The following is a 20,003-nucleotide window of genomic DNA, read 5'->3' on the forward strand; positions in this document are numbered from 1 at the left end:
CGCCGGCCGCGCGCTGCGTCCGTGCAGGGCGTCCGGCATCACTCGCTCGGCCGATATCCGGTGCAGTCCGCAACGCTCATGCCGACATCGTATCCCAAGTGTGCCGGCCGGGGACCACACAACTTGCGGACGAAGATCGCGGGATCTTCGCAAACATCCCGCGATCCGGCTCCATCGCCCGTTTGTGCCCCTCCGCGTGGTGACGAGGCCGCGCGCGGAAACCCTGACGTAGCCGCAGCGCGCGGCCGGGAGCGTCGTGGGCGGTCACTGCCGATCTTCGGCAGGTTCGGATTGCGAGACCTGTGACCGAACCCGACACCAACGATGACCGACGAAAGGATGGCCCTTCTCGAACTGCTGGAGGAGGGCGCCGGCGCCGACCTGGTGCGCGACATGCTGGCGTTCGCCACCGAACGGATGATGGAGGTCGAGGCCGAGGTGGCGGCAGAAGGCCGATGCCGCGCTGGAGGGCGCGCTCGAGGAGCGCGAGGCGGATCCGGCGGCGACCTCCCCCGCCACGGGCCGCCCGCGCCTTCGTCGCCCGCTACGCTGGCGAGTGGCTGTCCGAAAGGAACCGCTACCGCAGCCCGCTCGCAACACCCACCGCGTGGAACCACAAGGCATCCAGGCGCGCCGCGTAACCCCAACCTATCGTCCAGGGCGCCGGGTGCGATCCATGCGGACCGTAGAGGCGCCGTTCGGGCAACCGATCCTCGGCTTCATCGGCCCGACGGACACCTTGGGCATGAAGTGGCAAGGGGCAACGCCGACAGGTATGCCTGGATCCACTGGTTGGCCCCGTTCGCCATCGACGCCATGCAGATCCCCGAGCCGCCCACGATCGGTCCGCTCGCCGGCGCGATGCTCGGTCTGATGACACTCGGGCTCTTGCGCGCCCCGCCCGCTCACGCCCGGCGCTGACGGTGCCGGACCCGGCCGCGTCGCGTCCGGGGCAGACGGCCGGGGCGGTTCCGTGCCATGGTCGAGTCGCCGTCCGGGTCGGGGTGCCTCCGTCAGCGTCCATGCGCCAGCTTCTGCTTCTTCGTCATGCCAAGTCGTCGTGGGACGACCCCTCGCTGCCCGACCATGACCGCCCGCTGAACGAGCGCGGTCGGGCGGACGCCGTGGCAATGGGCGGCGAGATGCGCGGGCTCGGCCTGGCACCTGACATCGTGCTGGTATCCTCGGCGCGGCGGACCATCGAGACACTGGCGCTGATCGAGCCGTTCGACGACACCCCGGTGATCGACACGGTGGACACCCTCTACCTCGCGCCGGCCCGCAAGCTGCTCGACATCCTGCACGCCGTGCCCGAGACCGCGCGCAGCGTGCTGGTGATCGGCCACAATCCGGGCCTGCACAACCTGGCGCTCGCGCTGGCCGGGCCGACCGCGATGGCGCGCGGCGGTATCGATGCGCTCCGCCTCGCCGAGCGTTACCCGACCGCGGCGCTCGCCGAGTTCGCGGTCGCTACACCGTGGTGGGGCCTCGCCGAGGGCAATGCCCGGCTGGTGCGGTTCGTCTGCCCGCGCGACCTGCCGAAACCCGTACCGTGAGCCCGGACGCCTCCGGCGCGGCACCGCGTGCCGAGGTGCCACAGACCCGCGTGATCGCCTTCGAGCTCGCGGTCGCGCCTGAGGCAGCAGCGCTGCTCCGCCATCCCGCGCTCGCCGCCCGGCGGCTGGGCCAGGCGCGCGGGGCAGAGGCGACCGTCGTGTTCCACGACACCGCCGAGGGCGCCTTGGCCGACGAAGGCCTCGCGCTCGCGGTCGAGCCGCGCGGCCGCGGCGCGGTGCAACGCCTGCTGCGCAGCCTGCCGGGCGAGGATGCGCGCGCCGAGCCGGCCCGGCCGGCCGCGGTGCTGGCCGAGACCCGCCTGCCCCGATCCGGCCCCGACGCCGCCCCGCTCGCCGGACTGATCCCCGAGGCCGCCGAGGGCACACCGCTGCCGGCCGTCGCCGCGGCCTCCGGCCGGCGCGTCACGCTGCGGCTCGCCGGCGGCATGACGGCGACGCTGTTCGCCGGCCGGCTGCGCGCGGTCGCGGCCGAGCGCGACTTCGCACGGCTGACCCTTGCCGTGCCGGAGGCAGCGCTGGCGGATGGGCTCGACCTGTTGCGCGCGCTCGCCGCCGACCGGCCGGTCGCAGTGCCGGCGGCGAGCCTCGCCGAGGAGGCGCGTGCGGTCGCGCTCGGCGTGCCGGCGCGGCCACTCTGGCGCGGCCCGCCCGACCTCACCGGCGCGGAGACGGTGGAGGACGGCGCCCGCCGCGCGATCGGCCAGCTCACGCTCGCGCTGCTCGCCGCCGCCCCGATCGCGGCGGAGGGCTCCAACCCGGAGGGGGTGCACCAGGCGCGCGTGGCGATCCGGCGGCTGCGGACGGCGCTGACGCTGTTCCGCCCCGCGATCGGCTGCGCGGCGGTGAGCGAGCTGAAGGACCGGCTCGGCGCGCTCGCCCGCGCGCTCGGCCCAGCGCGCGACTGGGACGTGTTCATCGCCGGCGCGCTCGGTGAGATCGTCGCGGCGTTTGACGGCGAGACCGCGATTGCGAGTCTTGCCCGCGCCGCCCAGGCGGCGCGGGCCGCGGCCTATGCGGAGGTCCGCGCCACGCTGGCCGCACCTTCGTTCGGCCTGCTGACGCTCGACCTCGCGGCCGCGGTCGCGGCCCCGCCGTGGCGCGCGGGCGAGGATGCCGAGGCGGCCGTGCTGCGCGACACCGCGCTCGAGGATTTCGCGGCCGGAGCCCTCAGCCGCCGCTTCAAGCGGCTGATGCGCGCGGGCGACGGGTTTGCGCGGCTCGACATCCCGGCCCTGCACGCGCTCCGCATCCAGGCCAAGCGGATGCGCTATGTGGGCGAGCTGTTCGGCGGGCTCTACAGGGCGAAGAAGCGGCGGCGGTTCCAGAAGGCCGTCGGCGCGGTGCAGGACGCGCTCGGCCATCTGAACGACACCGCGGTGGCGGCCGGGCTGATGCGCACGCTCGCCAAGCGCGAGCCGGGCCGCGCCTGGGCGTCAGGCGTGGTGCAGGGCTGGGTCGCGGCCAAGGCGGCGCACGCGCGGGAGGATGCGGCCGAGGCCTGGACCACCCTCGCCGGACGTGCGCCGTTCTGGAACGGTTGACGCGGGTTCAGCCCACGCTTCGCCGTGCCGCGGCGAGGCCGAGAACGCCAAGCCCGAGCAGAGCGAGCGTCGCGGGCTCCGGGACGGCGGTGCCGGGGCCGGGCCCGCTGTCAAAGGCGAAGGTGATCAGGATCCGGTCGCCGTCATTGTAGAACGTCAGCCCGGGCGAGAATGCGAAAGCGACCTGGATCGCATCCGGCGTAAAGGTCAGCCGTTCGTCGCCGAACCCCGCGACAGTCGTCACCGGGTCCACGCTTGCCGACAGGATGCCGTGCGGCGACGTCGCCTCGAACACCACGCCGTTGAAGCCGCCAGGATTGATGGCCCATTGCCATACGCCACCCGATGGGATTCCGACGACGATCTCGAGTGTGGTGGCCGTGAAGTCGAACGTCAGCGTCGGGAAGAACCCGTCACCGGCGTTCCGCGTAAGGGTGGTTTCCGGCCCGTCACCGACAACGAAGGTGCCTGGGCTCCAATCGGCGTCGGCGGAGATGGTGTTGACGTCGGGAAAGCGTCGGGACGCCTCGAACTCCATCCCGAGCAGGCTGGCCCCGGCCGGAGCGGCGGCCGAGACCCCGAGGGCAACCGCGGCTGCGGCCAGCAATGGCAGGCGATGCATGACAAACCTCCCGTCCAAATAGGGCGCGCCAGGCCGGGATTGGCTGATGGCGCCATGGGAGGCTGCGCCGGCGAGATTGCAGACGAATTGCCTCTACGTAACCTTTGTCACGGGCAGGCGCCGGATCAGGCGGGCCGCGCCGTGCGGACGCCGAGGATATGCGCGATCGCGTAGACCAGGTCGGGGCGGTTCAGGGTGTAGAAGTGGAACTCGTCCACCCCCGCAGCCTGGAGCCGGCGCACCTGCTCGGCCGCCACGACCGTGGCGACCATGCGCCGGATCTCCGGATCGGCATCCAACCCATCGAACAGCCGCGCGAGCCAGTCCGGCACCGTCGCACCGCACATGGCACTGAACTTTACGACCTGGGCGAAGTTGGTGACCGGCAGGATGCCCGGGACCAGCGGCACGGTGATTCCTGCGCCAAGGCATCGGTCAAGAAATCCGAGGTAAACGTCTGTATCAAAGAAATACTGTGTGATCGCTCGAGTTGCCCCCGCATCGATCTTGCGCTTGAGGTTGTCCAGATCGGCCGCAGCGCTCGCCGCCGCCGGATGCGTCTCAGGGTAGGCCGCCACGCTGATCTCGAAGGCGCCGATCCGCCGCAGGCCCGCCACAAGATCGGCGGCGTAGGGATAGCCCTCGGCATGCGGCTGGTAGGAGGACAGCCCGGCGGGCGGGTCGCCGCGCAGCGCGACGATATGACGGATCCCGGCGTCCCAATAGGCACGCGCGACCGCGTCCACCTCCTCCCGGCTCGCACCGACGCACGTCAGATGCGCCGCCGGCACCAGCGCGGTCTCGGCGGCGATTCGCGTTACCGTCGCGTGGGTGCGCTCGCGTGTCGTGCCGCCGGCGCCGTAGGTCACCGAAACGAAACGGGGGGCGAGCGGCTCGAGCCGGCGGATGCAGGTCCAGAGCTGCTGTTCCAGCGCCTCGGTCTTGGGCGGGAAGAACTCGAACGAGAGCTTCGGGACCGCGAACGCGCGATCGCCGATTGGCGGAACCGCGGCGCGGGGGCCGGCGGCCCAGCGCGCGAGCACGGAGGGGGACGTCACGGAGGTCACGGCAATGCTCCTGGTCGGACCAACGGGGTGAATGGCGCGCCGGGGCCAGCGATGCAAGAGCCGCAAGGGAGGGCACCGTACCTCACCGCATCGCACCATCGGGTAGCAGCATCAACCACATGCGCACCACGCTTCACAGCAGATGCGCATAACCCTTCACTAATCTGTATGTGCTACATCGCCCTGCATGCCGCTACTGTGCGCGCCGTGTCTCGTCGGGCGGGAAGGGCACGACCCTCCACCCACCTCCCCCGACGTGATAAGCGTCACTTGCTTCCGGCCCGCCCGGTGCCACCGTCGTCCGCAGGATTGTCTGATGCGCCCAACGCCTCTGCGCCTGATTGCCCTGCTCGCCGCCGGCCTTGTCGCCGGATGCGCAACGCTGCCCCCGGAGAGCGAGCCGGAGGCGCGGGCGGAGTATTTCGAGCGCAATGACCCGCTCGAGCCGCTGAACCGTGTCACCTACACCGTCAACGACGCCCTGGACGTGATGCTGCTCCGCCCGGCCGCGGAGGCGTATCGGCTGTTCCTGCCCCAGCCGGTGCGTACCGGCGTCGCCAACGTGATCGACAACCTGCTGCTGCCCAGGACCGCGGCGCACCAGCTGCTCCAGGGCAAGCCCGAGATGGCCGGCAAGGCCCTGGCAAGGTTCGCCGTGAACAGCACCGTCGGCCTCCTCGGCATCTTCGACTTCGCGTCCGACATCGGGCTGGAGCCGCAATTCGAGGACATGGGCCAGACCCTGGCGGTGTGGGCCGGCACGACGAATGGCGGCCCCTACATCATCCTGCCAGTGCTCGGGCCCTCGAATCTGCGTGACGTGGTGGGGCGCGGGGTCGACTATTTTGCTGATCCGTGGAACAGCATCGGCCAAGGCGACACTGTGGAGGCCCTGCGCATCTCGCGCACAGCCGCCCAGGTGATCGACACGCGCGAGCAATTGATCGAGCCGATCGATGCCCTCAGGCGGGACAGTCTCGATCCATACGCGGCGCTCCGCTCTGTGTACCAGCAGCAGCGGGCACGCGACATCCTCGACCAGTCCCCGCCGCGGCGGCGCTTCTTCGACTGGCGGTTCCGCCCTCCGGAGTGATCTCCAGGATCTGACCATGCAGCGACGGATGTTCCTGACCGGCCTGCTCGCCGCTCTCCCGCTCGCGGGCGCGGGCGCGGACGACCGCACGAGCCGAGCCGCCGCGTTCATCGAGACCCGGGGCAAGGCGCTGGTCGCCGTGCTCGACGGCGACGCCCCGCTGGCCGAGAAGCGGACCATGGTCGCCGACATCCTGCGCGAATCGGTGGATGTGCGCGGGGTCGGCCAGTTCGTGCTGGGACGGCACTGGCGGACTGCCTCGGAAGGGCAGCGCGGCGAGTTCCTCGAACTGTTCGAGGAGACCCTCGTGCGCAGCCTCTCCGCCCGGTTCGGCGAGTTCCGGGGCGTCACCTTCACGGTCGGCCGTGCCCAGGTGCGCGGCGATGACGGAGTGCTGGTCGCCACCACGGTGGATCGCCCGGGCCAACCCACGGTTGCGCTCGACTGGCTGGTCTCCGAGACCTCGGGTCGCCCGCTGATCATCGACCTGGTGGCCGAAGGGACCAGCCTGCGCATCACCCAGCGCTCCGAGTACGGCTCGGTGATCCAGCGCGGCGGCGGCCGGCTCGACGCGCTGCTCGAAGCGATGCGGCGGCAGCTCGCCGAGCTTATAGGGCGCGAGGTCGCGTCGAACTGATCGACGCCGCCTCCGGCCTGCCATCTTCCCGCTGCCGGGCTGCCTCAAGCAACGCTAAGCTTGCGTCCTGCGGCGCATTGCGGCGCGCGCGGAACAGGCGGGATGCACCAGACCTCGATCCCCTTGATCGGATCGGCACGGCCGGACACGGCTCGGCGCCCTGCGCTCTCCGTGGTGGTGCCGGCGTTCGACGAACAGGAGGTGCTGCCAGAGTTCCACCGCCGGCTCGCCGCGGCGATGGACGGGATCGGTCTCGCCTGGGAGGTGATCTACGTCAATGACGGCTCGCGGGATGCCACGCTCGCGGTGATGCTCGCCCTGCGCGCGGCCGACCCGCGTGTCGCCGTGGTCAACCTGTCGCGCAACTTCGGCAAGGAGATCGCGCTCACTGCCGGGCTCGACCATGCGCGCGGATCGGACGGCGTGGTGGTGATCGACGCCGACCTCCAGGACCCGCCGGAGGTGATCCCGGAGCTGGTGGCCGCCTGGCGCGAGGGCGTCGACATCGCCTATGCGCAGCGCCGGGTACGCCACGGCGAGGGCGTTGTGAAGCGCGCCACCGCAGCGGCGTTCTATCGGGTGATGCAGCGGCTCGGCGGGCGGGTGCGCCTGCCCAAGGACACCGGCGACTTCCGGCTGATGAGCCGGCGCGCGGTGGATGCGCTGCTCACCCTCCGCGAGCAGCACCGGTTCATGAAGGGCCTGTTCGCCTGGGTGGGGTTCCCGTCGCGCCCGGTCCTCTACGATCGCGCCGCGCGCGCCGCCGGGCGGACCAAGTGGAACTGGTGGAAACTCTGGAACCTCTCGCTCGAGGGGATCACCAGCTTCACCGTCGCCCCGCTGAAGGTGGCGACCTATCTCGGCCTGGTCACCGCCGCGATCGCGCTCGTCTACGGCTCGGTGGTGGTGGTGAAGACACTGCTGTTCGGCAACCCGGTCGCCGGCTACCCGAGCCTGCTGACGGTGATGCTGTTTCTTGGCGGGGTACAGCTGATCACGCTCGGCATCATCGGCGAGTATCTCGGCCGGGTGTTCAACGAGACCAAGGGCCGCCCGCTCTACCTCGTCGAGCGGCACATCCCGAGCGGGGGAACCTCAGCCGGGACGGAAGCAGGCGAGCAGTCCACCGACGGTCCGACACTCGGCCGAGTCGCCTAGCAGGGGCACGGCCTCCGGAAGCACCAGCCGGAGCTCGCCGAGCGCCAGCGGGGAAGCGGCGGTGTGCACGTCGGCGCAGCGCGGCGGTGTCCGCCAGCGCGCCAGCTGCATCGTGTTCACCGGCACGGCACGCTCCGAGACCAGCAACAGCAGCTCCTGCACCCGTTCGCGCGTCGCGTGGGCGTCGGGCGGGATGCACACCCAGCTCGGCAGGATGGTCACCGTCCGCACCGCGGCGATCGCGGGGCGGAGCGCCGCCGCCTCGACGCTCCATGGCAGGCGCTGCGACGCCCAGGCGGCGAGCGCGGCGCGGTTCGGCGCGGCATCGACCCACTGCACGATGCCGAGCAGCAGGACGAGGGCCGGTCCGGCGCGCGGGACGCGCGCGAGCAGCGCAGCCACGCCGATCAGCAGGGCGTACCCGACGGGCCAGAAGAAACGGCCCGATGCACGGAACTGATCGAGGACCGCAGGCGGTGCGCCGAGATCGAGCACCAGGCGCTCGCCGAGCCCCACCCGGAATGAGACCGCGAGCAGCGTGAGGGCACTCAGGGCAAGTGCCAGCCCGGCGTGGCGGCGAAACGCACCGGCGACCGCTGCGCGCTGCCGCACGACCACCACCACCAGCCCGGCCAGCAGTCCCGCGCCGAGCCAGTTGTAGCCCTCCCAACCGCCCATGCCGGTCGCGTCGATCTCGCCGCCAACGACCGGCAGCAGTCCGGAGCGCGCAGGCCACACCGGCGCGAGCAGGTTGAGCGCGTAGCGGCCGTAGCCTCCCTCGCCCGCAGCGCCGAGATAGCCCAGCACCCAGAGCGCTGCGGCGGTCGTACCCACGCACACAGCAGCCCCGACAGCGGCGCCGCGCCAGCGCGCGCCGGTCAACAGCAGCGTCACCGGCGCCGCTCCCAGCAGGGCCAGTACCATCAGCGCCAGATACGGATGCGTCAGCAGCGCGGCGAGCGACAGCACGACCGCCCAGGCCCAGCCGGCAGACGTCTGGGCCCGCAGCAGTCGCAGATACGTCCCCAGGGCGAGCAGCAGCAGGAAGTGTCCCATCAGCGCGGCGTGACCGTGCCGCGCGAGCCAGGCCGGCATCGCGGCGGCGGCAAGTGCGACGCCGATCGCCGGCAGCAGCCGCCGCTCACCCGCCTGGCGCAGGCACCACACCGCGGACACCGGCTGAAGCACCACGACAATCGCATGCCAGAACCCGATGCCGTGCACGCCGACAGGCAGCAGCGGTGCGAACAGCTTCAACGGCACAGCAAGCAGCGGGATCCCGTCCGCGAGCGCAATGTGCGTGCCACCCTCACCGAGCGTCGGTGCCACCAGGAGCGGCCACCCCCAAGGGCTCGCGATGAAGAAGCGTTGCGCCACCACGTGTTGCGCAATATCCCCGGCGACCCGCCAGTCCGCGCCTGTTGCCGGCAGCACGAACCCGATCGGAAGCAGCGCGGCCGCAAGCCCCCCACCGATCAACGCCGCGATCACCCACGCGGTCACTCGCGTCTTCGTTTCGTTTTGCACCGCCACAATCCCGCCCCGACTCCGTCTGAATGCCGACGTGCCCACAGGTCAGCATCCCGACCGTGCCGGCGGCTCTGCCGGCCGTGAAGGGACACAGGTGATGTTGTCTGCGGAAGCCAGGGACAATCTGACCTCCGAAGCGCCGATTGCAACAATCGAGCCGCTGCAACTCTCGCTTGCACCGACGCTGCTCGCGCCGCCCCTGACATCGGCGGCGAACGATCTCGGCCCCGCCTGTCCGGTACCGCAGCGGCGCATCGTCCTGCGCGAGGCCGCCAAACGGACTCTCGACATCGCCGGCGCCGCGATGCTGCTGGTGCTGTTCGCCCCCTTGATGGCCGTGATCGCCCTGCTCATTGCGCGCGATGGAGGCCCTGTCCTCTATGCGCATCGCCGCGTGGGCCGTGACGGCGCAAGCTTCGGCTGCCTGAAGTTCCGCTCGATGGTGGTGGACGCGGACCTGCGCCTTGCTGAGCTGCTTGAGCGCGACCCGGTTGCGCGGGCCGAATGGGAGACCACGCGCAAGCTGCGCCGCGATCCCCGTGTCACGGCCGTCGGGCGCTTCCTGCGTGCCTCCTCGCTCGACGAACTCCCGCAGCTCATCAACGTGCTGAAGGGGGAAATGAGCCTGGTCGGCCCGCGACCCGTTCAGCAGTCCGAGCTCAACGCGTTCTACGGTGCGGCCGCTTCCTACTACCGCGCCGTACGGCCCGGGCTGACCGGGCCGTGGCAGGTCAGCGGCCGCAACGACACATCCTATGCCGACCGCGTCGCACTCGACGTGCGCTATGTGGCCGAGGCGTCGCTGCTCGACGACATCCGCATCCTGCTGCGGACACCGTTCGCGGTGCTGCGCCGGCGCGGCGCCTACTGAACCGCCCGCTTCCCCCGGCCCGACGCTGACGCGCGGGCCGGGATCGGCTAACCACCCGACATGACCGATCCTGCCGCCGCGCGCGCCGGCACGCGCCGCCTCGTCTCCGGGGTGGCGTGGAACATGCTTGGACGGGGACTGCCACTGCTGGTCGCGCTCGCGCTCACTCCGCCGCTGGTGGCAGCGCTCGGGATTGAGCGCTGGGGTTTGTTCACGCTCGCCCTGGGGCTTGTCGGCGTGTTCGGGGTGTTCGACCTCGGTCTGGGGGCCGCGCTCACCCGGACGCTCGCGGAACGGATGGGCCGCGGCGAGCGCGAGGGCGAGGGCGCGCTGGTCGCCTCCGCCCTCGCGCTGCTGGTCGTCCTGAGCGGGATGCTGGCGGTCGCGTTGTGGCTTGCCGTTCCGGCGCTGGTCGAGCGCGGCCTGAACGTGCCGGCAGCGCTGCAGGGCGAGGCGGTCGCGGGGTTGCGCGTGCTCGCCGCCGCCGCGCCGCTGGTGGTCGTCAACGCCGCGCTGTGGGGCGTGCTGGCGGCACATCAGCGCTTCCGCGCCGCGAATCTCGCCGCGATGCCCGTTGCGGTGCTGTATTATCTCGGGCCGCTTCTGGTGCTCCTGGTCTGGGACTCGCTCGCCGGTGTCATGCTGGCGCTGGTCGGTGCCCGCGTGCTGAACACGCTGGCCTATGCGGCGTTGATCCGCCCGATCGTGCTGGGCATCTCGCTTCGCGCCGTCAGTCTTCGCGCCGTCGGACCGCTTTTGCGGCTCGGTGGCTGGATGAGCCTCTCGGGCGTGCTGACGCAGGTGTCGCTCTACGCCGACCGGTTCCTGATCGGCGCGCTGCTGTCGCTCGCCGCGGTCGCGTTCTACGCGACGCCGCTCGACCTGGTGATGCGACTCTGGATTCTCCCCGTCGCCGTCGCGCAGGCGCTGCTGCCGGCGCTCGCGTCGTCGTTCCGCGCGATGCCCGGAGAGACGGCTGCGCTGCTCCGACGCGGCGTGCTGCTGATCACTGGACTGGTGCTGCCGGGCTGCGTGGTGCTGGTCGTGCTCGCCCACCCGCTGCTGCGGCTCTGGCTCGGCCCGCAGTTCGCCGATGGCGGCGCGACCGTGCTGCGCATCCTGTCGATCGGGATCCTGTTCAGCTGCGCAGGATTCGCACCGGGTTCGCTGCTCGACGCGATCGGACGACCGGACGTGACCGCTCGGTTCGTGCTCGTCCTGGCCGTCGTTTCGCTGCCGCTGGCAGTGCTGCTGCTGCTGGCCGCGGGGATCGAGGGCGCCGCGATGGCGTGGTCGCTCCGCTGCGCGGTCGAGTGCGGTGGGCGGATGCTGCTCGCCGCGAGGTTCTATCCGGCGGCCCGGGCGCCGATGCGTCGGCTTGCACCCGTGCTGGCGAGCGGCGGTGCCGGGATCGCGGCGGCAGCGGCGATGCCGTCGGTCACGCTTGCCGCCGCCGTGGGCGCCGTTGCCCTCGCCGTTGCCGGCGCTCTCGGCTGGCGCGCCCTCGACGCGGGGGAGCGCACGACGCTCGCGCATCCGCGGCGGTGGCTGCGGCGCGCGGCATGAGTGGCCTCGTGCTGAACGGCCGCTTCCTCGGTCAGGCCGTGACGGGCGTGCAGCGCGTCGCACATGAGGTGTTGCGTGCGGCTGATGCACTCGCGGCGGAGGGGGCGTGGCCGGCCACGCGTGTGCTTGCACCGCCAGGGACGACACTGCCGCCGTGCACCAGGCTCCGCGCCGCCACGACGGGGCGGCTCGGCGGGCAGATGTGGGAGCAGGTCGACCTGGCGCGCGACCTCCGCGGCGACTGGCTTCTGAGCCTGGGCAACACCGCCCCGCTCGCGGCCCGGCAGCGCCAGACCGTGGTGATCCATGATGCGGGCGCCTTCGACACGCCTGCCTCCTACGGGCTTGCGTTCCGCAGCTGGTACCGTCTGCTGCACCGCGCGCTTGCACGGATGGGCGCGCGCATCGTCACGGTCTCGGCGTTCTCGCGTGGCCGGCTTGCCGCGCGGCTGGGCCTCGACCCGGCACGGATCGCCGTGATGCCCGAGGGCGCGGAGCACATCCTGCGCGCGCCTCCCGACGTGTCGATCCTGAAACGCAACGGTCTCGCGCCCGGCCGCTACGTGCTCGCGGTCGGCACCGGTGCCGCGCACAAGAACCTTGCCGCGCTCGGCGCCGCTGGATCGATGCTGGCATCGCGCGGCATCGCGCTCGGGGTGGCGGGGCGCGCGGACCCTGCCGTGTTCCGCACCACCGGGGGCGCATCGGGGGCGGTTGCGCTCGGGCGCGTGAACGACGCCGAACTGCGCGCGCTCTACGAGCACGCGGCCGCGTTGCTGTTCCCCTCGCGCTACGAGGGGTTCGGCCTGCCGCCGGTCGAGGCGATGGCATGCGGCTGCCCCGTCGTCGCGGGGCGCGCCGGCGCGGTGCCCGAGACCGTCGGCGACGCGGGGCTGCTGTTCGATCCCGACACGACCGACGATCTCGTCGCGGCGCTCGCGCGGCTGCTCGACCAGGCCGGCCTTGCCGAGGAGCTGCGCGCGCGCGGTCGGGCGCGCGCGGCGCGCTTCACCTGGCGCGCCGCGGCCGAGGCGCTGCGCGACACCCTGCCCGCGGACCTCCGATGAAGGTCGCGATCGTCCACGAATGGCTCGACACCTATGCGGGCTCGGAACGGGTGCTCGAGCAGATGCTCGCGGTCTGGCCCGGTGCCGACCTCCACGCGCTCTGCGACTTCCTGCCGGAGCGCGAGCGCGGCTTCCTCGGCGGGCATGTGCCGCGCACCACCTTCATCCAGCGCCTGCCCTTCGCGCGCAAACGGTTCCGGATGTATCTCGGGCTGATGCCGCTCGCGATCGAGAGCCTCGATCTCTCCGGCTACGACCTCGTGGTGTCGTCCTCGCACGCGGCCGCCAAGGGCGCGATCACCGGGCCGGGCACGCTGCACCTCGCCTATGTCCATTCGCCGATGCGCTACGCGTGGGACCTGCAGGCGCAGTACCTGCGCGAGTCCCGGCTCGACCGCGGGCTCAAGGGAGCCTATGCGCGCTGGCTGCTGCACCGGCTCAGGCTCTGGGACCATGCGAGCGCCGCGCGCCCCGACGTGATCCTCGCCAACTCGCGCTACATCGCCGAGCGCATCCGCAAGGTCTGGCGCCGCGAGGCCCAGGTGCTGCATCCGCCGGTCGATACCGAGGCGTTCACGCCGGTCGCCGCGAAGCAGGGCTTCTATCTGATCGCCTCGCGCATGGTGCCATACAAGCGCGTCGACCTCGCCGCCGCTGCGTTCCGGCGCATGCCCGACCGCAAGCTCGTGGTCGTCGGCGACGGGCCGCAGATGGCGGCCGTGCGCGAAGCCGCCGGCGATGCGGCGAACATCACGTTCCGCGGCCATGTCGGCAAGCCCGACCTCGTGTCGCTGATGCAGTCCGCGCGTGCCTGCCTGCACATCGCCGAGGAGGATTTCGGCATCGCGATGGTCGAGGCCCAGGCCTGCGGCACCCCGATGCTGGCCTTCGGCCGTGGCGGCGCGCGCGACATCGTCCGCACGCCGGAAGAGAGCGACGCGCCCACCGGGCTTCTGTTCACCGAGCAGTCGCCCGAGGCGCTGATCGACACCGTCGAGCGGTTCGAGGCGATGGGCACCGCGTTCAGCGCCGCCGCCTGCCGCGCCAATGCCGAGCGGTTCTCGTCCGCCAATTTCCGCCAGGGGCTGCGCGATGCGGCCGCGCGGCATCTCGGCCATGGCTGAGCCGACGTTCTCCCTGATCGTCGCCACGCGCGGCCGCGATGCCGATGTCGGCGTGCTGCTCGACTCGCTGCTCGCGCAGGACCGCAGCGACATCGAGGTGATCGTGGTCGATCAGAACGGCGATGATCGACTTGCGCCGATCCTCGCGCGATTCGCCGGCCGTCTGCGGCTCGCTCATCTCCGCACCGATCGTGCGCACGCGAACCGCGCGCGCAATCTTGGCCTGCGCGAGGCCCGCGGCGCCATCGTCGCCTTCCCCGACGACGACTGCATCCTGCCGCCAGGCGTGCTCGACCGCGTGGCCGCCGCCTTCGTCGATCCGGCAGTCGCGGTTCTGACCGGTCCCGCCGCATCGCCGCAGGGCGGGCTCGGCTCCGGGCGCTGGCGGGTGGACGGCGGCGCGATCACGCTGGCCAATCTCTGGACCAGCGTGATCGAGTTCAATCTGTTTCTGCGGCGGGACGTCGCGCGCGCGCTCGGCGGTTTCGACGAGCGCATGGGGCCGGGGACGGCGTGGGGCTCGGCCGAAGGCAACGACCTGGTCGCGCGGGCGATCCGCGCCGGGCACCGCGCGCGCTACGACCCCGCGCTGCGCATCGTTCATCCCGACAAGCGGCTGTCCCAGGTCGCGGTCGAGCGCGCGCACCTCTACGGCGCCGGACTCGGGGTCGCGCTGCGCCGCCATGCCCCCGGGATCGGTGTCTGGTTGCCCTTCTTCATCCGCCCGCTTGGCGGCGTCGTGCTCGCCGCGCTGCGGCGCAATCGCCTTCAGGTCGCCTACTACCTCGCGACGTTTCGGGGCAGGCTTGCCGGCTTCCTCGCCAGTGACGGACGCTCATGACGCTCCGCCTCGCCGTCGGCATCGCCACGCGCAATCGCCCCGCGATCCTCGCCGAGACGATCGCAGAGCTCGCGCGCCAGACCCGCGTGCCGGATGCGATCCTGGTCTGCCATGTCGGCCCGGAGGACCTCGGTGATCTCCCGAAGGCACACCCCGACATCACCTTCCTCACCACGAGTGCCGGTCTGCCACGCCAACGCAACGCGATCCTGGACACGACCGACGCCGACATTCTGCTGTTCCTCGACGATGACTTCCTCGCCGCGCCCGACTACCTCACGGTGCTCGAAGCGGTGATGCAGGCGCATCCCGGCTGTGTGGTCGCCACCGGCACCGTGATCGCTGACGGCGCGAAGGGTCCTGGCCTTGCCGTGAGCGAAGGACGTGCGATCCTCGCCTCCGACACACCGCCCTCCGATCGCCTCGCCGCAACGCCGCACTTCAACGGCTACGGCTGCAACATGGCGGTGCGGATGAGCGTGGTGCGGACGCACGGCATCCGTGTTGACGAGATGCTGCCGCTCTACGCCTGGTACGAGGACATCGACTTCACACGCACGCTCGGCCGGCACGGCACGATCCTGCGGCTTGCAGGCGCGCGCGGCGTGCACCTCGGCGTGAAGCAGGCGCGCACGCCTGGGCTTCGCCTTGGCTACAGCCAGGTCGTCAACCCGGTCTATCTCGCGCGCAAGGGCACGTTCCCGTGGAGCCACGCGATCCCCTCGGCCATGCGGCACATGGTGATCAACGCGATCCGGTCCGCCGCGCCCGAGCCGCACGTCGACCGGTTCGGGCGTCTGCGCGGGAACCTGCTCGGGCTGTGGGACCTCATCCGCGGACGCGCCTCGCCGCGGCGTGTGCTGGAGCTCTGAACGCCCTTGCCCTGTCCCTCACCCGCGCGCGAGAGCGGGGGACGCCGCAGCGACACACGGCTGCATCTCCCACCGAAATGGCAGAGCGTCAGGGTGAGGGAAACAGCGCGTCGCTCCGCCCAAGCAGGCGGTAGACCGCCAATCCCAGCCACTCGCGCAGGCCGGACTCGACCATGTGCAGACGTTCCGGGAACGGCGCGTCATACAGGGCGGCGAAGCCGGGCCCGGTGCGGTAGTTCACCGGCCACGGAACGACCTGCCAGCCTGCCCGCCGGAAGGCGCCGACCGAGCGCGGCATGTGGCTCGCCGACGTCACCAGCAGCCACGTTTCGCCCGGCTGCGGCACGGCGAGGCGATGCGTGAACACCGCATTCTCCCAGGTATTGCGCGCCGCGCTCTCGTAGGTGACGCGGGTCTCGGGGAGACCCATGGCGGTGAACACCTGCCGCGCGACATCCGCCTCGGTCACGCCGCCATGGACCAGCGACCCCTGCCCGCCGGTGAAGACCAGCCGTGCCTCGGGGTAGCGACGCGCGAGCCCGACGAACTCCGTCATCCGCTCGGCCGCCCCGTTCAAGGCAGGAAGTCCGCGCGCCTCGGTGAGGTTCTGGTCGACCGCTCCCCCCAGCGCAATCACGCCGTCCACGCGCGACGGCGGCTCGGCCGGCCGAGCGAAACGATCCTCGAGCGGCATGACGATCCAGGGCGCGAGCGGTGTCGCAAGCACCGAGACATAGAAGCCGAGGCCGGCAAGCAGCGGCCAGCGGCCCCAACGCCGGCCGCGCCAGACGGCCGCGAGCCCGATGCAGGCAAGGATGAGCGCGAAGGTGCCGGGCCGGCCGACGAACCAGAGCGTCTTCGAGACCAGGTGCAGGATCGTGTCCATCGCGCGCTCCTAGGTGCTCGGATCGCGGAGACGCCAGATCTGCACCGGCCCCCGCTGCTCGGCCACCTCGGCAGCCAGAATGTAGTGCGCCGCAAGTGCCCGCTCGATCATCGCCGCCGCCCCGGCGCGCATCGTGTGCATCCAGCCGCGATCGACGATGATGGCTGCGGGCCGGGCGGCGAGGATGCGGGTCACCTCAGCGTCCGCATCGACCGGCAGCACCGCGCCGAAATGCCCGGTGAGCTGGGCCGGAAAGACGAAGCGCGACGGCGGCTCCATGCCCGCCAGCACCAGCACGACCGGGTGGTAGTTCGCGACCAGAACGCGCGATCCAGCAGGCACCGCCGCACGCAGCGCCGCGGCGACGGCTCGCGGCGGGTCGGGCCGCGAAAGGCCGAAGCCGGCGTGGATGCGCGGCGCGGCATCCTCGCGCCAGGCGAGCAGCGCGAGCAGCGCGATCATGCCGGCGAGCAGGGGCACTGGCGCGGTCGGCCGCAATGCCGAAGCCGCACGCCAGGCGCCGAGCCCGGCAAGCAGTCCGAGCGCGGGCAACGCCATGACGAAGTAGTGCTGGAAGAACATGCCCGGCGCAGCGACGCCAAGGGCCGCCGTGCCGAGCCACGCCCAGCCGAGTCCGATCAGACGCCGATGCTCGGCCAGCGGCCGGATCGTGCCCGTCACCGCGAGCACGAGCGGCAGCGCAAGCACCAGCGCGGCTGCACTCACGGCCTGGAGCGCCTCGACCGCGGAGAGGCGTCCGCTGGAGTAGCGCAGCGGCGCAAGCACCAGGGCATCCCACAGCGCGCTCAACCCGCCCTGGACGGCATAGGTGAGCGCGAGCAGCAGGATCGGCGCGGCGCACATGCACGCGTACACAGCCGCGAGCAGGATCAGGCGGCGGAGATCGATCACGCCGCGCCGCCACGCGGGCAAGGCCGCGACGGCGAAGGCAAGACAGCCCTCGAAGACCGCAAGCTGCTTGATCACCAGCGCGCAGCCGATCGGCAGTCCGATCGCTGCCATATCGCGCATCCGCGGTGCCTTGTCGGCATCGAGCACGCCGGCGGCCGTGCGCACCGCCAGACTCATCGCGCCGGCGACAAACGGTGCAAGGAGGATCTCCGTGTTCGTCTCGAGCCCCGTGAGCAGCGGCGTATGGGCGACATAGACCAGCCCGACGGCCAGCCCCTGAACGGCCGTTCCGCCACCTTGACGCACCAGCGCCGCGAGCGCGCAGCCGGTCAGGGCGACCATCACCACGCCGAGCAACCGCACAGCGACCACGCCTTCGCCGAACAGCACCATCGCGAGCGCGATCAGCGCCGGCGCGCCGGGCGGATGCATGTCCCACACCGCGACGATCGGCCAGTCGCCGGCAAGCCAGGCGCGCGCCTGCACCATGTACAGCCCGACATCGGTGTCGATCACGGCGGGCACGAACGCCATGGACCGGCACAGCAGCGATGCGGCAAGCATCACCGCGGGGACGACAAGGGAACGCGCCACGTCCCTCATCGCGCATGCCAACCCGGCGCAAACACGAGCAGCCCGTCGACCTCCTGCAACAGATCGCGTGCGGGATCGTAGCGCGCCGCGATGGTCGCGTGCGTGGCCTCGTCTCGCAGGACATAGAGCGTTCGCGACTCCCACCGCGCGGCCGTGAGGTCCGCCGCGATCGCCATGCGGAGCGTGCGCAGGGCATCACGGTCGATCCTCGAGTGGTAGATCGCGTCGGTCGCGAGGCCCCGGGACGCGGCGAAACGAGCGATCTCCTCCCAGTTGGCGCCGAAGTTGCCGGCGGGCACGGCGCGGATCCGCGTGTAGTGCCGGGCAAGCTCGCGCCAGAGGGGGTCCGGCAGGCGTTCGGCCGGACTGCGCGGCGCATCGGCAACCAGGGCACGGTAGCGCCCGAGCCCGTCCTGCAGATCGACAAGCTGAAGCGCCAGCGCAGCGGCAAGCACCAGCCCGGCGCGACGGGCGCCCCAGCGCGCAACCACTGCGGCGGTGGCGGCAAACAGCGCGGCGTAGGCGAGTGGCCAGAGGAACCGCTCGGAGGCGCGCAGCAGGTCGGCGCCACGCTGCACGAACGCCGGCAGAGGAAGTTCAAGCACCACAGTGCCGCCGACCGCGACCCGATGCGTCACCGCGAACGCCAGCATCGCAAGCAGAGCCGCGAGCAGGAGCGCATGTCGGAGGACCGCCTCGCGCCACCTCAAGCGCCCGGTCGCGAGCGCGACCACCGCGGCCAGCAGCAAGGCGAGCGAACCGGCGCCCAGATACGATCCGCCGTGCTCCCAATGGCGCAGCGTCGGCAGCGCCGGCAGCAGGCTGCCCCACTCGACCGCATCGAATGGTGCGAGCAGATCCAGGCCCGTTTCGCCGTAGCCGGGCCCGAGCGGCTTCAGCTTGCCGCTCAGGGTGAAGAAGCCGCCGAGCCACAACCCCAGTGCCACCGCCGCCAGCACCGCAGGCATCTCGAGAAGTCGCGCCCGAAGCGCGCGCCCGCGGACGGTCCGCGCCAGCAGATCCGCGCCCCAGAGCGCGCCCGCCATGGCCAGCAGATAGGCATTGATCAACGAGGTCACGCCCAGCAGCAGCGCCCAGACGAGGCCCTGCCGGCGACCCTGGGGATCCCGCAGGCACAGATGGAGCGCAGCGAGCAGGACCCAGTGCCCGACCAGCGCGAAGTGTCCGCCCATGCGGTTGATCATCATCGGCTGGAACGCGAACAGTACCGCACCCGCGGCGCGCGCCAGCGGATCGGACGTGGCCAGCCCGATCAGGCGCCACGCCATCGCCGCCTGCAAGGCGCCGCAGGCGACCATCCATGGCCCCCAGTACTGATCGACGACGACAAGATCCCGCAGCGCCTTCAGCGGCAGGGCGAGCAGCGGCACCACGTCGACATAGAAGATCGCGCTCGCGAGCTCGATGCCGTAATCCGGATTCGATCCAGGCGGCCATGCCCACGGGGCGTGCCGGAAGAACGTCCAGGTCAGCCAGTACGCGACCGGATCGGGGCCGAGCGGACCATGCAGCATCCAGCCGATGTCGCTGGTGTCGAGGATGCGCGGACCGAGCGCGCTCAGCGCGACGGCGCCGCCGGCGAGCATCGCGACGATCAGCGATATGGCCGTCGCCACACGGGAGGGGCCGCGTCGCTCGCTCATCGTGGCGGGATCGCTCCGCGATGGCCGGTCACCACGCGGGCCCCCGCATCGGCGCTGCACCGCGCAGGGCTCGATGGCTCGATGGCTCGATGCGGCCCGCCCCGCGTCATCGGGCGCTCCCGCGCCGCAACCGAAGTCGCTCGATCGCGACCGCGATCCCGACCCGCCCGGTCGCCGAGGTGAGTGCGGCGGCGGCGGTCCCGGCCAGCCAGGCCATCCAGACGGCCAACGCGGCACCGACCCGACCCTCGGCAGCGGGAAGGAGGACAATCACGAGCGCGGGGGCGGACGCGGCCGCCGCGGTGAGAGCGAGCGGCCGCAGCGCAGCGCGGTCGGCCCCACCGAAGACTCCACCGGGTCCGGCGGCGTAGAGCGCGGCAT

General features: G+C 71.7%; 20 protein-coding genes. 12 read left to right on the forward strand and 8 right to left on the reverse strand.

The window, feature by feature from the left end; genetic code table 11:
• Positions 1–264: 264 nt before the first annotated feature.
• On the reverse strand, positions 265–519 hold the full coding sequence (locus ACTIFU_RS11780; RefSeq protein WP_439578502.1) for a hypothetical protein: 255 nt from the start codon (positions 517–519) through the stop codon (positions 265–267).
• 273 nt (positions 520–792) lie between these two features.
• On the opposite strand from ACTIFU_RS11780, the gene ACTIFU_RS11785 reads away from it, so the two are divergent.
• The 3 genes from ACTIFU_RS11785 to ACTIFU_RS11795 all read left to right on the forward strand — a co-directional run bounded on the left by ACTIFU_RS11785 (position 793) and on the right by ACTIFU_RS11795 (position 3,118).
• A complete protein-coding gene (locus tag ACTIFU_RS11785) occupies positions 793–921 on the forward strand; it encodes a hypothetical protein (protein ID WP_439578503.1) in 129 nt (42 codons plus the stop codon).
• A gap of 101 nt (positions 922–1,022) precedes the next feature.
• Positions 1,023–1,556 carry a SixA phosphatase family protein gene (locus ACTIFU_RS11790; protein ID WP_439578504.1) on the forward strand — a complete coding sequence of 178 codons (534 nt, stop codon included), beginning with the start codon at positions 1,023–1,025 and terminating at the stop codon, positions 1,554–1,556.
• Positions 1,553–3,118, forward strand: a complete 1,566-nt coding sequence (locus tag ACTIFU_RS11795) for a CHAD domain-containing protein (protein ID WP_439578505.1) — start codon at positions 1,553–1,555, stop codon at positions 3,116–3,118. The genes ACTIFU_RS11790 and ACTIFU_RS11795 overlap by 4 nt, the downstream gene beginning before the upstream one ends.
• A 7-nt stretch (positions 3,119–3,125) precedes the next feature.
• Here the strand turns inward: ACTIFU_RS11795 and ACTIFU_RS11800 are convergent, their stop codons facing one another.
• Positions 3,126–3,740, reverse strand: coding sequence for a PEP-CTERM sorting domain-containing protein (locus tag ACTIFU_RS11800; protein ID WP_439578506.1), 615 nt, complete (start codon positions 3,738–3,740; stop codon positions 3,126–3,128).
• Between the two features lie 125 nt (positions 3,741–3,865).
• A complete protein-coding gene (metF, locus tag ACTIFU_RS11805; protein ID WP_439578507.1) occupies positions 3,866–4,807 on the reverse strand; it encodes a methylenetetrahydrofolate reductase [NAD(P)H] in 942 nt (313 codons plus the stop codon).
• A 316-nt stretch (positions 4,808–5,123) separates the two neighbouring features.
• Here metF and ACTIFU_RS11810 point away from each other — a divergent pair, with 316 nt between their 5' ends.
• From ACTIFU_RS11810 to ACTIFU_RS11820, 3 genes are all read left to right on the forward strand, one after another.
• Positions 5,124–5,900: an MlaA family lipoprotein gene (locus ACTIFU_RS11810; RefSeq protein WP_439578508.1), complete on the forward strand. Its 777-nt coding sequence runs from the start codon at positions 5,124–5,126 to the stop codon at positions 5,898–5,900.
• Positions 5,901–5,916: 16 nt separating this feature from the next.
• On the forward strand, positions 5,917–6,537 hold the full coding sequence (locus ACTIFU_RS11815) for an MlaC/ttg2D family ABC transporter substrate-binding protein (RefSeq protein ID WP_439578509.1): 621 nt from the start codon (positions 5,917–5,919) through the stop codon (positions 6,535–6,537).
• A gap of 102 nt (positions 6,538–6,639) precedes the next feature.
• Positions 6,640–7,695, forward strand: a complete 1,056-nt coding sequence (locus tag ACTIFU_RS11820; RefSeq protein WP_439578510.1) for a glycosyltransferase family 2 protein — start codon at positions 6,640–6,642, stop codon at positions 7,693–7,695.
• On the opposite strand, the gene ACTIFU_RS11825 is transcribed toward ACTIFU_RS11820, so the two are convergent.
• Positions 7,633–9,198, reverse strand: a complete 1,566-nt coding sequence (locus ACTIFU_RS11825) for a DUF6311 domain-containing protein (RefSeq protein WP_439578511.1) — start codon at positions 9,196–9,198, stop codon at positions 7,633–7,635. The two genes, ACTIFU_RS11820 and ACTIFU_RS11825, sit on opposite strands and share 63 nt — an antisense overlap.
• A 124-nt stretch (positions 9,199–9,322) precedes the next feature.
• Between ACTIFU_RS11825 and ACTIFU_RS11830 the strand changes: the two genes are divergently transcribed.
• The 6 genes from ACTIFU_RS11830 to ACTIFU_RS11855 are packed head-to-tail and all read left to right on the forward strand — an operon-like array spanning position 9,323 to position 15,566.
• Positions 9,323–10,096 (forward strand): sugar transferase, encoded by a 774-nt coding sequence (locus ACTIFU_RS11830; RefSeq protein ID WP_439578512.1) that lies wholly within the window; start codon positions 9,323–9,325, stop codon positions 10,094–10,096.
• A gap of 60 nt (positions 10,097–10,156) precedes the next feature.
• Positions 10,157–11,662, forward strand: a complete 1,506-nt coding sequence (locus ACTIFU_RS11835) for a flippase (protein ID WP_439578513.1) — start codon at positions 10,157–10,159, stop codon at positions 11,660–11,662.
• The gene (locus ACTIFU_RS11840; protein ID WP_439578514.1) at positions 11,659–12,729 is read left to right on the forward strand and encodes a glycosyltransferase family 4 protein; all 1,071 of its coding nucleotides are present in this window, start codon (positions 11,659–11,661) and stop codon (positions 12,727–12,729) included. Before ACTIFU_RS11835 ends, ACTIFU_RS11840 begins: the two co-directional genes overlap by 4 nt.
• The gene (locus tag ACTIFU_RS11845; RefSeq protein ID WP_439578515.1) at positions 12,726–13,853 is read left to right on the forward strand and encodes a glycosyltransferase; all 1,128 of its coding nucleotides are present in this window, start codon (positions 12,726–12,728) and stop codon (positions 13,851–13,853) included. The genes ACTIFU_RS11840 and ACTIFU_RS11845 overlap by 4 nt, the downstream gene beginning before the upstream one ends.
• A complete protein-coding gene (locus tag ACTIFU_RS11850) occupies positions 13,846–14,694 on the forward strand; it encodes a glycosyltransferase family 2 protein (RefSeq protein ID WP_439578516.1) in 849 nt (282 codons plus the stop codon). Before ACTIFU_RS11845 ends, ACTIFU_RS11850 begins: the two co-directional genes overlap by 8 nt.
• Positions 14,691–15,566 carry a glycosyltransferase family 2 protein gene (locus tag ACTIFU_RS11855; RefSeq protein WP_439578517.1) on the forward strand — a complete coding sequence of 292 codons (876 nt, stop codon included), beginning with the start codon at positions 14,691–14,693 and terminating at the stop codon, positions 15,564–15,566. Before ACTIFU_RS11850 ends, ACTIFU_RS11855 begins: the two co-directional genes overlap by 4 nt.
• An 88-nt stretch (positions 15,567–15,654) precedes the next feature.
• Here ACTIFU_RS11855 and ACTIFU_RS11860 read toward each other — a convergent pair whose 3' ends face one another.
• The 4 genes from ACTIFU_RS11860 to ACTIFU_RS11875 all read right to left on the reverse strand — a co-directional run.
• Positions 15,655–16,452, reverse strand: coding sequence for a YdcF family protein (locus ACTIFU_RS11860; RefSeq protein WP_439578518.1), 798 nt, complete (start codon positions 16,450–16,452; stop codon positions 15,655–15,657).
• 9 nt (positions 16,453–16,461) lie between these two features.
• A complete protein-coding gene (locus ACTIFU_RS11865; RefSeq protein WP_439578519.1) occupies positions 16,462–17,958 on the reverse strand; it encodes a glycosyltransferase family 39 protein in 1,497 nt (498 codons plus the stop codon).
• A 5-nt stretch (positions 17,959–17,963) separates the two neighbouring features.
• Complete coding sequence (locus ACTIFU_RS11870) at positions 17,964–19,622, reverse strand: DUF6311 domain-containing protein (protein WP_439578520.1); 1,659 nt, start codon at positions 19,620–19,622, stop codon at positions 17,964–17,966.
• Between the two features lie 106 nt (positions 19,623–19,728).
• The coding region (locus ACTIFU_RS11875) for a hypothetical protein (RefSeq protein WP_439578521.1) at positions 19,729–20,003 on the reverse strand (275 nt) is incomplete at its 5' end.

The sequence above is a fragment of the Elioraea sp. genome (assembly GCF_051860475.1).
GTDB lineage: Bacteria > Pseudomonadota > Alphaproteobacteria > Acetobacterales > Acetobacteraceae > Elioraea.